This is a genomic window from Pseudarthrobacter cellobiosi, assembly GCF_023913815.1.
GTDB classification, from domain to species: Bacteria; Actinomycetota; Actinomycetes; order Actinomycetales; family Micrococcaceae; genus Arthrobacter; species Arthrobacter cellobiosi.
In genome coordinates this window covers 349,519-363,006 of record NZ_JAMXBK010000027.1, presented here as the reverse complement: position 1 = coordinate 363,006, position 13,488 = coordinate 349,519, and the positions used below count along the sequence as shown (strand labels likewise).

Sequence of the window (13,488 nt, the reverse complement as noted above, 5' to 3'; positions counted from 1 at the left end):
GCGAGGGGCGTTTACTGAGTGGCTGCGGTTGCCTTGGTTTCCTTGGCCGGCAGTGGTTGCGGGTTGAGGAAAGCCTCCGTGAGAAGCGGCGCGACCACGCCGACTTGCCAGTCACGGGCACCGAGGCCGCGCAGCTCAGCGGCTACCGTTTCTTCGGTGATGTCCGACGGCGGACGCCACGCCACCCGGCGGAGGTAGTCCGGCGTCAGCAGGTTCTCTACGGGAAGGTTCAGTTCCTCCGCCTTCTCCTGCAGGAGCGGGCGGGCGGTGGAGAGGCGTGCGGCGGCCTCGGGGTCGCGATCCGACCACACCCGCGGCGGGGGCGGTGCGTTGGTGGGGAGGTGCAGCGGCGGAAGGTCCTCAAGATCGCGGGCAGCGGCGATGCACCGGAGCCAGCGGGGTGCCTCACGCTGAGCCGCACGGCCATGGAAGCCCTTGGTGCCGAGCAGTTGGGGAACGGTGGACGGCATGGCCTTGGCGGCGGACACCAGGGCCGAATCCGGGATCAGCCGTCCCGGCGCCACATCGCGCTTCTGTGCCAGGGAATCGCGCTCCAGCCACATTTCGCGGACCGCAGCCAGCTGGCGCCGGTCACGGATCTGGTGCAGGCCCGACGTCTTGCGCCAGGGGTCAACCCGGGGAGGAGCCACGCCGGCGGCAAGGATCGCGGCAAATTCCTGCTCGGCGTATTCCAGCTTGCCGTCGGCCTGCAGCAGTTCGATGAGTTCTTCGCGCAGCTCGGTCAGGACTTCCACGTCAAGGGCCGCGTAGCGCAGCCACGGCTCGGGCAGCGGCCGGGTGGACCAGTCGGCGGCCGAATGTTCCTTCGCCAGGCCAAACCCGAGCAGCTGTTCGATGACGGCAGCCAGGCCAACGCGTGGCAGCCCGGCCAGCCGCGCGGCGAGCTCCGTATCAAAGAGCCTGTCCGGCCACATGCCCAGCTCCAGCAGGCAGGGCAGATCCTGGCTGGCTGCATGCAGGATCCATTCCACCCCATGGAGCGCATCGTTGATGATGGACAGGTTCTCGAACGGTTCAGGGTCGATCAGCCAGGTACCGGAGCCTTCGCGCCGGATCTGTACCAGGAATGCGCGCTGGCCGTACCGGAATCCTGAGGCCCGTTCTGCATCAACCCCTGCGGGCCCTGTTCCAGCGGCGATGGCTGCCGCGCATCGCTCCAGCCCGGACTGCGTTTCGATAACCAGCGGCACGCCGTCGCGCGGTGCGTCGAGGTCAATGACTACGGGGACCTGGCTGTCGAAGCCTTCCACCGTGATGTGGGGAGTGGTATCAGCAGCCGGAGCGCCGGCCGTGGTGTTTTCCGGAATATGAGGGGTCATGATGCCTTCAGTTTACCGACAAGGGGCAGTCCTAGTTCCGGCGCCGGCGCGGAAGGGCCGCGACGCCGTCGGGCAGAGGGGGGAGTCCGGCGAACGTGCAGACCATGTCGGACCACGCCTCCAGATGGGCAGTAACGTCCGAGGACGCCGGAGTCCAGGAGGCGCGCAGCTCGATATCGATCGATCCGGGCCGGGCGGAAAGTGTTCCAAAGCTCTCCGACAGGACGCGCGTGGCGGTCCCGCCGGCCGCCCGGTAGGGGGCCTTGTGGTTCTCCAGCGCCTCGACCAGCCAGGTCCAGGCGACGGTGCCCAGCATTTCGTCGTTGCCCATTTCTGGCTCAAGCTGGGCACGGATGTAGGTGACAATCCGGAATTCGCCGTCCCAGACTGCTGAGCCTTCGGGGTCGTGCAGCAGGATGAAGCGGCCCGTGGCCAGCTCGGTGTCGTCGTCGTCCTCGATGCCGGACGCCGCGGCCAGGGCCATGGCGGCAGGCCCGTGGACCGGTGTGGTGCCGCTGCCCGGTCCGGGCGCCATGACCTCGGCCCCGAGTGCCACGGCGAACGGTGCCAGGCGCGCCGGAGCGGGAATTTCCGCCAGGCGCAACTCACTGCGGCATTGGGCCTTCCTGAGGGTTCCCAAGGCGTGGAGAAATTCCGGGGGAACCTGGGCTAGTGCGTTCACCTTCGCAGATTACGCAACAGCAGGGGGCGGGCAGAGCAGGCTCGCCGTCGCCGGTCCATGCTATCCGGCTTCCCTGCCCGCGCGGTGGGCCGCAAGTTCCCGCCGGATCGCGGCCACAAAGGCGTCGACGTCGTCCTCGCTGGTGTCGAAGGAACACATCCAGCGGACCTCGCGGGCGGCTTCATCCCAGTCGTAGAAGCGGAAGGACTCCCGCAGCCGGTCAGCTATGCCGGCCGGCAAGACGGCAAACACGCCGTTGGACTCCGTCTTCTGCGTGGGCTCCACGCCCTCGATTGTGTCCACCGCGGCGCGGAGGCGGGCAGCCATGGCGTTGGCGTGCGACGCCGAACGGAGCCACAGGTCGCCTTCCAGCAGGGCGATGAACTGGGCCGACAGGAAGCGCATTTTCGAGGCCAGCTGCATGTTCATCTTGCGCAGGAACTTCAGGCCGTGGGCCGCTTCGGGGTTCAGGGCCACCACCACTTCGCCGTACAGCAGCCCGTTCTTGGTGCCGCCGAAGGAGAGGATGTCCACGCCGGCGTCGCGCGTGAAAGCCCGCAGCGGCACGTCCAGGTGCGCGGCCGCGTTGGCCAGCCGAGCGCCGTCCATGTGGAGTTTCATGCCCTTGGCGTGGGCATGATCGGCGATGGCCCGGACCTCATCCGGGGTGTAGCACGTGCCAAGCTCGGTGGTCTGCGTGATGGACACTGCCAGCGGCTGTGCCCGGTGTTCATCGCCCCAGCCCCACGCCTCGCGGTCAATCAGCTCCGGCGTCAGCTTGCCGTCCGGGGTGGGGACATGCAGGAGTTTGATCCCGCCGATCCGTTCCGGAGCGCCGTTTTCGTCCATGTTGATGTGCGCCGTCGACGCGCACACCACAGCACCCCAGCGCGGGAGCAGCGACTGCAGGGACAGCACGTTGGCCCCCGTGCCGTTGAACACCGGGAAACATTCGATGCCGGCGCCGAAGTGATCCTCCATCAGCCCCCGCAGCCGTGCCGTGTAGTCGTCCTCGCCGTAGGACACCTGGTGGCCCTCGTTGGCTGCCGCGAGGGCTGCCAGCACCTCGGGGTGCACACCGGAGTAGTTGTCCGAGGCGAAACCGCGGACGGACGCATCGTGCAGCCGGGCGGCGGGATTCTCAAGCCGGGGGGCGGCATCTGCCGTAGTTGTCATTGTTTTGCTCACGTTCTCAGTCTAGGGAGGTCGGGTCCGGCCGGTCAGGGGTCCACGAAGTCAGGGGATTTTGGGGTCAGGGGGTCAGGGGCAGGCGCCGGCCGTTCAGTTCGGCTGCCGGGCGGCTGAACAGTCCGACGACGGCGGCGGCCAGGTCCTCGACGTCGGTGGCGCCGGCAAAGGTCCGTTCCGGGTGCGCCTTCCGGAGTTCCGCGTCCACGAGCGCTTTCACCACCAGGACGACGGCGGCGCCGCGCAAGGCGGTGCCCTCCTCCGCAGCCTCGCGGGCCAGGCCCTCCGCCATCGCCAGTGTCCAGGTCTCGGCGGCGGCCTTCGCCGCCACATAGCTGGCCGTCGCCGCCGTGGGCTTGTCCACCGCGGTGGAGGACACCATGGCAAACCGTCCGGTTCCGGCGGCGGCCAGGTCGGCGTAAAAGACCCGGGAGACATTCCTGAGCGTGGTGATGGCGCCGCGCTCCAGGAAGTCCCAGTCTGCGTCGCTCTGGTCCGTGATGCCTTTGGCGCCGCGCCAGCCGCCCACGAGGTGGATGACCCCGTCCATCAGACCTGCCGTGCCCGTCAGGGTCTTCCGGAGGGCCTGGACGTCAGCGAGATCCGCAAGATCGCACACCAGGGGAGTGACGCCGTCGCCCGCCTGCCTCGCAGCACCCTCGATGCGCGTGCTGTCCGAGCCGACCGTGAAGACCCGGAACCCCGCCCGGTGCAACGCCCGGGCCACCGCGATCCCGGACGGACCGCTGCCGCCGGTGACCAGGACGTTCAGCATGGGGGCTTGGTCCGGAACAGGAACAACGCGCGGGGCGCCGGGTTCGCTCACAGCGCGGACGCTCCGGTGATGCCGGCAGTGGATTCGATGACTGGGCGCATTTTCTTCTCCAAGGCTTCGTAGAACATGGACAGCGGAAATTCGTCGTCCAGCACCTGGTCTGTCAGGCCGCGGGGCGGACCGGCAACCGGGAGCGCGTCGGGGCCCTTGGCCCAGACTGATGCGGGGTTGGGTGTGACCGTGGCGGAGATCAGCTGGTACGCAGCAAGCCAGTGGGCCATTTTCGGCCGGTCAATGGAGCGCCAGTAGAGCTCGTCGATCGAGGCGCCGAGGGCGATCACTGCGTCCGCCACCTGCTCCCAGTCGATGCTGAGCCGGCTGTCGGTCCAGTGCAGGACGTGGTGCTGGTGCAGCCAGGCAAAGAGCAGCTGTCCGCCGAGGCCGTCGTAGTTGCGCACCCGGTTGCCGGTGATCGCGAAGCGGAAGATCCGGTCGAAGATGATGGCGTACTGCACCAGTTTCGCGTGCCGGCGTGCTTCCGGCCCGGCGTCTTCGTCCAGTTCGATCCGGACGGATTCCCGGAATGCTGTGAGGTCGCAGCGCAGTTCTTCCAGCGAATACAGGAAGTAGGGCATCCGCTGCTTGATCATGAACGGGTCAAAGGGCAGGTCGCCGCGCATGTGGGTCCGGTCATGGATCAGGTCCCACATCACAAACGTGGCCTCGGTCAGTTCCTGGTCGGCCAGGAGTTCCGCGGCGCCCGCGGGCAGGTCCAGGGAGGTGATGTCTGCGGCCGCGCGCAGGACCCGGCGGAACCGGGCAGCTTCACGGTCCGCAAAAATGGCGCCCCAGGTGAAGGTGGGTGTTGCCCGGACGGCCACGGTTTCGGGGAACAGCACCGCCGAGTTGGTGTTGTAGCCGCGGGTGAAGTCCAGGAACCGGATGGGCACAAAGAGCTTGTTGGAATAGTCCCCGGCCTCAAGGCCGGCCACAAAATCGGGCCAGATGACCTCGATCAGCACGGCTTCCACCAGCCGGCTGCTGCTTCCGTTCTGCGTGTACATGGGGAAAATAACCACGTGCTGCAGGCCATCCTGGCGCTGCAGCTGGGGCTGGAACGCCAGAAGGGATGCGAGGAAGTCCGGGACGGCGAATCCAGCTGTGGCCCACGCCTGGAAATCAGCCACGACGGCGTCAAGATAGGCCGCGTCGTGCGGGAACAGCGGTGCCAGTTCGGCGAGCGACTCCGTGATGGCGGCAACCTGCAGAGCCGCTGCTGCGTGATGGCCTGCGTCGGGCACGGAGCCGTCCTGGACCTGCAGTGCCTGCAGGGATTCGGCGGCGCTCCTGAGGCGGAGCCAGGCGGGATTTTCGGCGGTGATCCTCGTAGGGGCCACGGTCACGGTGACGGTCATGGTGCGACTGCCTTTCTCATTGCTTGGGGCATCTACGGCGAGCGTAGCAAGCAACCAGAGTCCCTAACTCAAATTGAGCCTGAGCATAAGATACTCTCGGGCTCGGGGCGTCTCGGGGCTACGCCAGATGTGGGCGGAGCCACGGCTGGCGGACTCAGGACTCCGTGGATTCTTCCGCGGCAGCGCCGCGCGGCACCAACTTCAGGGACACCGAATTGATGCAGAAGCGCTGGTCCGTGGGCGTGCCGTAGCCCTCGCCCTCAAATACGTGGCCCAGGTGCGAGTCACAGTGCGCGCACCGTACCTCCACCCGCTTCATGCCGAGCGTCCGGTCGTGGATGTAACGGACGGTGCCTTCGGCGAGCGGTGCCCAGAAGGACGGCCAGCCACAATGCGAGTCGAATTTTTCGTTGCTCCGGAAAAGCTCGGTGCCACAGGCACGGCATTGGTAGACACCCTCCGTATGGGTGTCCACATACTCGCCGGTGAAGGGGCGCTCCGTACCCGCCTGCCGCAGCACGTGGTACTCCTCCGGCGTGAGTTCCTGCCGCCACTCGGCGTCGGATTTCCGGTAGGCGGGTTCCGCAGCGGCGGCGTCGGCAGCCGGACCCGGGACGGAATCCGTGGCCTTGTTCTCGAAGATGCTCTTTCGAAAGATACTCATAGTCAGCTCAACGCTCAGGAGTCGCCGATAAATCCCGAACCGGCGTACAGGTGGAGCACTGGGAGCCCCAGCTGGTCCTGGGCTTTGTTGGCCCAGTCCGTGTGGAACGTATCCGCCACTGCGTGCGGACGGGTGATCACAACCGCCTGGGCTGCACCGAGCTCCTTGACCTTGGCCACGAGGCCCTTGACGGCGCCACCGTCCACCACCTCGCCCGTGACTCCTGCGCCCAGTCCCTCCAGGGCGGCCAGCGAGACGGCCAGCGTCTCCGCAGCCTCGGCCCGTTCAGCGGAGGGGTCCGGAGCATGGGCGGTCAGTTCGCGGAACGCCTTAACAACGTCCAGCAGGGAGAGATTCTCAAGAAAATCCACCAGCAGGTGCCGTTCAGTGTTCCCCGGAACCAGCAGGACAAGGGGCGTGTCCTGCCCGTCCACCAGGCGTTCTATGTTGACGCGGTCGTCCGCGCCCAGGGGTTCTTCGGTCAGAATGACGATTGGATCGCTCATGGCATCAGCCTAGTCGTGCGCACCGGCGCCTGCATCCATTTGGGCCGCTCGGTGCGTGCGGTGTCATGCGCGGCGTCCCCGGGGCCGGCAGAATTCCGGCGCCACGTGCCGGACGGAATATGGTCAACCCGTCTGCGGCAGTAAGAATGGTTCCATGGCACCTTCCACGCGCACCTCCACGTTGACGGCGGCAGTTCCGATCCAGGCCGACGGCCGTATGTCCCTGCGCGCCAAATGGGCGCTCGGCGGCGTCATTGGCGGCGGGGCCCTTGCCGGCCTGCTGGCCACAGGCTCCTCCGCACTGGCACTTTATTTCGCCAGGCGTGTGATCACTCCAGTCCGGCAGCGGACGGCGGACCAGGAAGTCCTCGCCGTGCTCCGGGAAGGAGGCGGCCGCCAGGTCATCCTGACAGCCACTCCGGAGACCACTGTGGAGGGCGTCTATGGGTTATTTTTCGACGGCGGGAAGGGGCACGCCCGGATCGGGCGGATAGTGTCCTATTCGCCGGCGGACGGCACGGTCCTGCGCGAAGTGGAAGCCGTCTATGCCGGCGATCTTGAAACGGCCCGCCGCGGATGGTGGAGCGGTGCGCTCTACCCGGATCCCGCTGCCGCCGGCTTTGTGGCCGAGGACGTGCTGATCGACGTCGACGGCGGCACAGCACCGGCGTGGCTGGTCCGGGCCGGCGGACCTGCCCGGACCTGGGCAGTCATGGTTCACGGCCGCGGGGCCACCCGCCAGGAGGCCCTCCGGGCGGTAGGTCCCGCCCTCGAACTGGGGCTTACCAGCCTGCTTGTCTCGTACCGGAACGACGGGCTGGCGCCTTCGGCCGAGGATGGCAGGTACGGCCTGGGATCCACGGAATGGCATGACGTGGAGGCTGCCATCGAATTCGCCCTGGCCAACGGCGCCGAGGAAATTGTTCTCTTCGGCTGGTCCATGGGCGGCGCCATCTGCCTGCAGACGGCCGATCTCTCGCCTCACCGTCACCTGATCCGGGCCATGGTCCTGGATGCGCCCGTCATCAACTGGGTCAATGTGCTGGCCCACCATGCGCAGATCAACCGCATTCCGTCCCTCGTTGGCCGCTACGGGCAGCTGATGCTGGGCCACCCTGTGGGCCGCAGGCTCACCGGCCTGGCCGCACCCGTGGACCTCAAGGCCATGGACTGGGTGGCGCGCGCCGTCGAAGTCCGGACGCCCACCCTGATCATCCACAGCGTTGATGACGAGTACGTTCCCTATGAACCATCCGCCCTCCTGGCCGAACGGAATCCGGACATGGTCACGTTCGAAACGTTCAATCACGCCAGGCACACCAAGGAATGGAACGTCGATCCCGAGCGCTGGGAGAACCTGATCAAGGCGTGGCTCCGGCCCCAGTTGGCTCCACGGCTTAATCCCGGCCAGAACCGCTAAGGTGTGCGCGTGCCGATGGCGGCTGTCACGGCGGACGTCAGCCGGATGAGGTCGGCCGGTGCAAGCTCAACATCAAGGCCGCGCTTACCACCGGAAACCAGCATCGTTCCCAGACCAAGGGCGCTGCTGTCCACCACGGTGGGTGATGACTGGCGCTGGCCCAACGGCGAGATGCCGCCCAGGACGTAGCCGGTGCGGCGTTCAGCAGCCGCAGGATCTGCCATCGAAGCCTTCTTGGCGCCCAGGGCGGCCGCGAATGCCTTCAGGTCAAGGTTTCCGCTGACCGGCACAACCCCCACGGCCAGTCGGCCTTCCACTTCCACCATGAGGGTCTTGAAGACCCTTTCGGGGGCGATGCCCAAGGCTTCGGCGGCTTCCGTGCCGTAGCTGGCCGCGGAAGGGTCGTGGGCATACGGATGCAACACAAAGGGAACGCCGGCTGCAGCCAGTGCGGCTGTGGCCGGCGTTCCGTTTGAAGAACTCTTGCGTCCCAAAGCGTTCAGTTTCCGACCCGGAGTCAGAAGATCAGGACGCGGACCGGGACGAAGCGGCGACCTTGCGCTTGATCCGTCCCAGCATGGCGGTCATGCCGCGCATCCGCAGTGGCGTGATGGCCCGCGTCAGGCCCAGCAGCTCCGGCATATCGTCCGGCACCGCCAGGATTTCGGCGGCGCTGAGTCCGTCGAGCCCCTCGTGGAGCACACCGGCGAAACCCCGCGTGGTGGGGGCTTCCGGTGGCGCCTTGAAGTAGAGCCGAACGGCGTCGGCCGGGCCGGCGTCGTTCTTTTCCGTCTCGATGGTCAGGAACAGCGGCGACTGGCATTCCACCACCTGCTCCAAGAGCTCAGGGTGGTCCTTCAGCCGGTCCGGCAGTTCCGGCAGCTCGCGCGAGAACTCAAGCAGCAACTGAAGCCGATCGGGTTCGGTCAGGGCCTGGAAGTCATCCACGATTTCCGCCAATGCGGCGGGCAGGTCATGTGTAGTCATCTGTTCCAGTTTACGCCGGGACCGTGCCGCGTTCCGTGCCCTTGGCGATGGGAACACGTACGGCGTTGCCCCACTCGGTCCAGGAGCCGTCGTAGTTCCGGACAGTGTCAAAGCCCAGCAGGTACTTGAGCGCGAACCAGGTGTGGCTGGAACGCTCGCCGATGCGGCAGTAAGCCACAACGTCATCGCCTGCGGCCAACCCGGCCTCGCCCAGGTAGAGGGCCTCGAGTTCTTCCCGGCTGCGGTACGTTCCGTCCGGCGCAGCGGCGCGCGCCCAGGGAATGGATGCTGCCGTGGGAATGTGGCCGCCGCGGAGCGCACCTTCTTCCGGGTAGGCCGGCATGTGGGTCCGCTGGCCGGTGTATTCCTCAGGGGAGCGGACGTCAATGAGCGGCTTGCCGAAGTGTGCCAGCACATCTTCCTTTAACGCGCGGATGGGGGCGTCGTTGCGCTCCACCACCGGGTAGTCACCGGGTGCCGGGGCGGTCTGGTCCGTGGTCAGTTCGCGGCCTTCTGCGATCCACTTGTCCCGGCCGCCGTCGAGCAGCCGGACATCCTCGTGGCCGAACAGGGTAAAGACCCAGAGTGCATAGGCGGCCCACCAGTTGGACTTGTCCCCATAGATGACCACCGTGGCGTCGCGGGAGATGCCCTTGGCAGCGGCCAAGGCGGCGAATGCCTCGCCGTTCACGTAGTCGCGGGTCACTTGATCGTTAAGGTCGGTGTGCCAGTCGATTTTGACGGATCCGGGGATGTGGCCGGTCTCGTAAAGGAGAACGTCCTCGTCGGATTCGACCACCACCAGCTTTCCGTCCGCAAGGGCGCCGCCCTCAAGTGCGGCGGCAAGCCAGTCGGTGGATACCAGACGCTCCGGGTTGGCGTAGGCGGCGAACTTCTCGTTCTGTTCAACTGCGTAGGACATGGTGATGGCCTTTCACTGAGACACGGCGGATGCTGTAGAAGGAAAACCTGCCTCCCACAGTAGCCATGGCCGGCCGCCCCTGTCCGCCTCCTTGTTAACAGTGGGAAATATGTCCTTCGTCACGCCCGGGCCCCTGCCGGCCGCACGGCGGGGTAGGCCCGGGCTGTTGCCGGTATTCTTTCTGGGGACAACCCACCAGCAGAACGGACCACCTTGGTACAGATCGAACAGCTTGCCGCCCGCACTCCGGCGGTTTCGGTGGATGAGCTCCTTAAGGGTTTTTATCCGTCCCCACGGTTTGGCCAGGTCTCCTTTGCCAGCTACCGGCCGGACCCGAACCAGCCGTCCCAGGCGGCGGCGGTCAAGGCGCTGGAAGCGTTCGCCGCGGGAGTTGGAGCCGGCGACGGCGACGGCCTGTTCAAAAAGCTTTTCAGCAAGAAAGTCGCTACCAGGGCGGGGATCTACCTCGACGGCGGATTCGGCGTCGGCAAAACCCACCTGCTGGCCTCCCTGTGGCATGCCGCTCCGGGCCCCAAGGCGTTCGGAACCTTTGTGGAATACACCAACCTGGTCGGGGCGCTTTCCTTCCGCAAAACTGTTGAAGCCCTGAGCCACTACAAGCTTGTGTGCATCGACGAATTCGAGCTTGATGACCCGGGTGACACCGTGCTGATGTCACGCCTTATGCGTGAACTGGCCGACGCCGGCGTCAAGCTGGCTGCCACGTCCAACACCCTGCCGGGTTCGCTGGGCGACGGCCGCTTTGCCGCCGTCGACTTTGCCCGTGAAATCCAGGTCCTGGCGGACCAGTTCGACGTCATCAGGATCGACGGCGAGGACTTCCGCCACCGCGGCCTGCCCGCCGCCCCGGCACCGCTGAGGAACAGCCAGCTCGCCGCACAGATGAAGGCCGAGTTCGACGGCAAGACCGTGGCAGAGGACGAATTCAGTTCACTGATCGGCCACCTTGCCGGTGTCCACCCGAGCCGATACCGGCAGCTCATCGACGGCATCGACGGCGTCGTGTGGCGCAATGTGGAGACCATCACCGAACAGGCCGTGGCGCTGCGGTTCGTGGTGTTGGCCGACCGCCTGTACGACAAGGATGTGCCCATCCTGGCCAGCGGCGTCCCCTTCGACAAGCTCTTCACGGACGAGATGATGCACGGCGGGTACACCAAGAAGTATTTCCGTGCTGTGTCCCGTCTGACCGCACTGGCCCGCGAGGGCCAGAACCACGAGCCTTCCTAGGCAGCGGCCGGGGAAGCCGGACAGTCAGTTAAACGCCAAAGGTGCGGGTGCCGCCTCCCGGCGGGACCCGCACCCCCTTGACGTGCTAGGGCAAAGCCCTGGCCAAATCCTTCTTACGGAGCCCTGTCAACCGGGGGAACCGGGTTCACTGGCGGAGCCTGCTCGGTGGCAGGGGTCGCGCCGGGGGTTCCGTCGTTCTTGTCAACGAGCTTGGAAGCACCATCCTGGACCTTATCGACGTGACCCGCGTACTTGCCGCCGGTCTTTGAGTCGACAAAATCGCCGGCCTTGGTGATGCCGTCCTTGATGGCCCGCTCGTTGCCGTGGATGAGACCCTGAGCCTTGCCCTTGAGATCGTCAATCAGTCCCACGAGCACCTCCCTTCAATCGCGGAGCCAGGTCGCTCCTCCGCAACCGAGCCTAGCCCTGTCTGGCGGACGTGCCAAGGTGCTGTGACAAATGTTGTCAAGTCGGGGCGGGTCATTCAGGCAACAAAAAAGCAGCTCACGGAGAGCTGCTGTGTGTGGGCGATACTGGGATCGAACCAGTGACCTCTTCCGTGTCAGGGAAGCGCGCTACCGCTGCGCCAATCGCCCGGAACCGGAAGGCCGGCCATTTCGGATCTATTACTGGGGTAGAGAGCGGACGACGAGATTCGAACTCGCGACATCCACCTTGGCAAGGTGGTGCTCTACCAGCTGAGCTACGTCCGCGTATGAAGTACAGCCTGGCCGGTGGCCTAGCGTACTGCATGAAGCAAGTTTCCTTGCTTGGTGGGCGATACTGGGATCGAACCAGTGACCTCTTCCGTGTCAGGGAAGCGCGCTACCGCTGCGCCAATCGCCCATTTCGTCCGGTGTGAGCCGGAATCCATGGTTTTCACCGAGGTGGGTACGGGATTCGAACCCGTGTGAACGGCTTTGCAGGCCGCTGCCTCGCCTCTCGGCCAACCCACCGTGTAAGCTCCGATTCCGAAAAACCTTTGCCGTGACAGTGTCCTGCGAGCGGACGACGAGATTCGAACTCGCGACATCCACCTTGGCAAGGTGGTGCTCTACCAGCTGAGCTACGTCCGCATTTGGGCCGCTGAATCCTTGCCGTTTCGGGCAATTCCTCGCGTTCCAACGAGTAAGAACTCTATAGGAGGTTCATGGATTCTCCAAATCGCGCGTTCCCCAGCCGCGGCTATGCCCCTGGATCCCTGCAATCTAGGGGACTTTACTAATTACAGGCGTGTAATTCGAGCGGCGGCCCGTCTCGATTTCCATAAACCCCGCCGGGTCGGCTAGCATTCAAAGGCATCGGGGCGATTGGCGCAGTGGTAGCGCGCTTCGTTCACACCGAAGAGGTCACTGGTTCGAACCCAGTATCGCCCACCGAGCAGAAAGCCCGTCAGGACGCGGATTATCCAGTCCTGACGGGCTTTTGTTTTGTCTGGATGGTGCCCGCGTGGGGCAGCCGTGGGGCAAACGGTTTTACTGCCCATCCGCTGTCGGTGCCGGCAAGTAGCCTGTGCTGCTGGAGGTAACACTGATGCTGACCAGCACCCAGATGGAAATGATTGATACGGCCGCCGGAAGCTACAAGTACGCTGGCTCCCTCGAAGACCTCGTGAAGCAGCAATTCGGACTTTCGCCGACACACTACTGGCAGCTCGTGAACCAGCTTCTGCGAACGCCTGAAGCGGCAGCCTACCGGCCTGAAGCCGTAGCCCGGCTCAATGCCCGGCGGAGAACCCCTACGCCCCTACGCAGTCGCCTTCTGGGCTAATCAGCGGGCAAGAAGCCCGGTAGGCGATTGCCCCAACGGATCACCCTGTTTACTTCCGCGCAGCGGCGGTACTGGTCGACGTCCCACTCCGAGTCCGTGGCGCGCCGGACGTTTTCCTTAGGCATCCATGCCCAGTTCGTGTGCCCATCCTGATCAACCCAGGAGACGCTGATGTGCGTGGGGCTCCAGCGCGTGGACTCACCGTAGACGTCCACCGTCGCACCGCCGGCCAGCGGCACGGCAGCCAGGACCTTCGGGTACTTGCCGTACTCCCACGACTGGACATCCTCGGGGCACTTGAACCCGAGGGGCTTGAGATACTCGTAGGTGTTCCCGTCCTGGGCGAAGCTCGGCATGGCACTAATCTAGCCCCGGCAAGCTGACAGGGTGTTCGCGGGTGCTGAATACGAGTACCGAACACTCGTGTGTGGCCGGTCTACCAGATGATTGGCTGTGAGTGCCGACGAGGAGAGACCTTTAGAGACCGAAGGTTTCCCCCCCGCCCTCGTCGGCACCATACTCCTAAGGACGAAACCGCCCCACCCTCAAATGAGGGTGGGGCGGAAGT

15 protein-coding genes and 6 tRNA genes are annotated in these 13,488 nt (G+C 65.5%); 4 read left to right on the top strand and 17 right to left on the bottom strand.

What is annotated here, in order from left to right; all coding sequences use genetic code 11:
* Positions 1-11 precede the first annotated feature (11 nt).
* From NG701_RS17320 to NG701_RS17290, 7 genes are all read right to left on the bottom strand, one after another.
* Positions 12-1,340 (bottom strand): HRDC domain-containing protein, encoded by a 1,329-nt coding sequence (locus NG701_RS17320; protein WP_252569149.1) that lies wholly within the window; start codon positions 1,338-1,340, stop codon positions 12-14.
* Positions 1,341-1,371: 31 nt separating this feature from the next.
* Positions 1,372-2,022, bottom strand: a complete 651-nt coding sequence (locus tag NG701_RS17315) for a DUF3000 domain-containing protein (protein ID WP_252569147.1) — start codon at positions 2,020-2,022, stop codon at positions 1,372-1,374.
* Positions 2,023-2,082: 60 nt separating this feature from the next.
* Positions 2,083-3,198: a threonine aldolase family protein gene (locus NG701_RS17310; RefSeq protein ID WP_252569472.1), complete on the bottom strand. Its 1,116-nt coding sequence runs from the start codon at positions 3,196-3,198 to the stop codon at positions 2,083-2,085.
* Positions 3,199-3,274: 76 nt separating this feature from the next.
* Positions 3,275-3,985, bottom strand: a complete 711-nt coding sequence (locus NG701_RS17305; RefSeq protein ID WP_252569470.1) for an SDR family oxidoreductase — start codon at positions 3,983-3,985, stop codon at positions 3,275-3,277.
* A 47-nt stretch (positions 3,986-4,032) separates the two neighbouring features.
* On the bottom strand, positions 4,033-5,400 hold the full coding sequence (locus NG701_RS17300) for a DUF6421 family protein (protein ID WP_252569146.1): 1,368 nt from the start codon (positions 5,398-5,400) through the stop codon (positions 4,033-4,035).
* A 154-nt stretch (positions 5,401-5,554) separates the two neighbouring features.
* Complete coding sequence (gene msrB, locus NG701_RS17295) at positions 5,555-6,064, bottom strand: peptide-methionine (R)-S-oxide reductase MsrB (RefSeq protein ID WP_252569145.1); 510 nt, start codon at positions 6,062-6,064, stop codon at positions 5,555-5,557.
* 14 nt (positions 6,065-6,078) lie between these two features.
* Positions 6,079-6,570, bottom strand: a complete 492-nt coding sequence (locus NG701_RS17290) for a hypothetical protein (protein WP_252569144.1) — start codon at positions 6,568-6,570, stop codon at positions 6,079-6,081.
* A 217-nt stretch (positions 6,571-6,787) separates the two neighbouring features.
* On the opposite strand from NG701_RS17290, the gene NG701_RS17285 reads away from it, so the two are divergent.
* Positions 6,788-7,990, top strand: coding sequence for an alpha/beta hydrolase family protein (locus NG701_RS17285; protein WP_252569467.1), 1,203 nt, complete (start codon positions 6,788-6,790; stop codon positions 7,988-7,990).
* On the opposite strand, the gene ybaK is transcribed toward NG701_RS17285, so the two are convergent.
* The 3 genes from ybaK to NG701_RS17270 are packed head-to-tail and all read right to left on the bottom strand — an operon-like array spanning position 7,987 to position 9,899.
* On the bottom strand, positions 7,987-8,484 hold the full coding sequence (ybaK, locus tag NG701_RS17280) for a Cys-tRNA(Pro) deacylase (protein ID WP_252569142.1): 498 nt from the start codon (positions 8,482-8,484) through the stop codon (positions 7,987-7,989). The genes NG701_RS17285 and ybaK overlap by 4 nt on opposite strands.
* Before the next feature lie 31 nt (positions 8,485-8,515).
* Positions 8,516-8,977 (bottom strand): SufE family protein, encoded by a 462-nt coding sequence (locus tag NG701_RS17275; RefSeq protein WP_252569140.1) that lies wholly within the window; start codon positions 8,975-8,977, stop codon positions 8,516-8,518.
* A 10-nt stretch (positions 8,978-8,987) separates the two neighbouring features.
* Entirely contained in the window at positions 8,988-9,899 is a 912-nt protein-coding gene (locus NG701_RS17270) for a sulfurtransferase (RefSeq protein WP_252569139.1), read from the bottom strand.
* A 213-nt stretch (positions 9,900-10,112) separates the two neighbouring features.
* Here NG701_RS17270 and zapE point away from each other — a divergent pair, with 213 nt between their 5' ends.
* Positions 10,113-11,150, top strand: coding sequence for a cell division protein ZapE (gene zapE, locus NG701_RS17265; RefSeq protein WP_252569136.1), 1,038 nt, complete (start codon positions 10,113-10,115; stop codon positions 11,148-11,150).
* A 113-nt stretch (positions 11,151-11,263) separates the two neighbouring features.
* On the opposite strand, the gene NG701_RS17260 is transcribed toward zapE, so the two are convergent.
* The 6 genes from NG701_RS17260 to NG701_RS17235 form a co-directional block, all read right to left on the bottom strand.
* On the bottom strand, positions 11,264-11,521 hold the full coding sequence (locus tag NG701_RS17260) for an antitoxin (RefSeq protein WP_252569134.1): 258 nt from the start codon (positions 11,519-11,521) through the stop codon (positions 11,264-11,266).
* A 153-nt stretch (positions 11,522-11,674) separates the two neighbouring features.
* Positions 11,675-11,746, bottom strand: a tRNA-Val gene (locus NG701_RS17255).
* A 44-nt stretch (positions 11,747-11,790) separates the two neighbouring features.
* Positions 11,791-11,863 (bottom strand) — tRNA-Gly (locus NG701_RS17250).
* 58 nt (positions 11,864-11,921) lie between these two features.
* A tRNA-Val gene (locus NG701_RS17245) sits at positions 11,922-11,996 on the bottom strand.
* A 39-nt stretch (positions 11,997-12,035) separates the two neighbouring features.
* Positions 12,036-12,106: transfer RNA gene (locus tag NG701_RS17240), tRNA-Cys, on the bottom strand.
* 47 nt (positions 12,107-12,153) lie between these two features.
* A tRNA-Gly gene (locus tag NG701_RS17235) sits at positions 12,154-12,226 on the bottom strand.
* Between the two features lie 228 nt (positions 12,227-12,454).
* Between NG701_RS17235 and NG701_RS17230 the strand changes: the two genes are divergently transcribed.
* Positions 12,455-12,526, top strand: a tRNA-Val gene (locus NG701_RS17230).
* A gap of 157 nt (positions 12,527-12,683) precedes the next feature.
* Entirely contained in the window at positions 12,684-12,920 is a 237-nt protein-coding gene (locus tag NG701_RS17225; RefSeq protein WP_252569132.1) for a DUF3263 domain-containing protein, read from the top strand.
* On the opposite strand, the gene NG701_RS17220 is transcribed toward NG701_RS17225, so the two are convergent.
* Complete coding sequence (locus tag NG701_RS17220; RefSeq protein WP_252569130.1) at positions 12,917-13,276, bottom strand: hypothetical protein; 360 nt, start codon at positions 13,274-13,276, stop codon at positions 12,917-12,919. The genes NG701_RS17225 and NG701_RS17220 overlap by 4 nt on opposite strands.
* Positions 13,277-13,488: the final 212 nt, after the last annotated feature.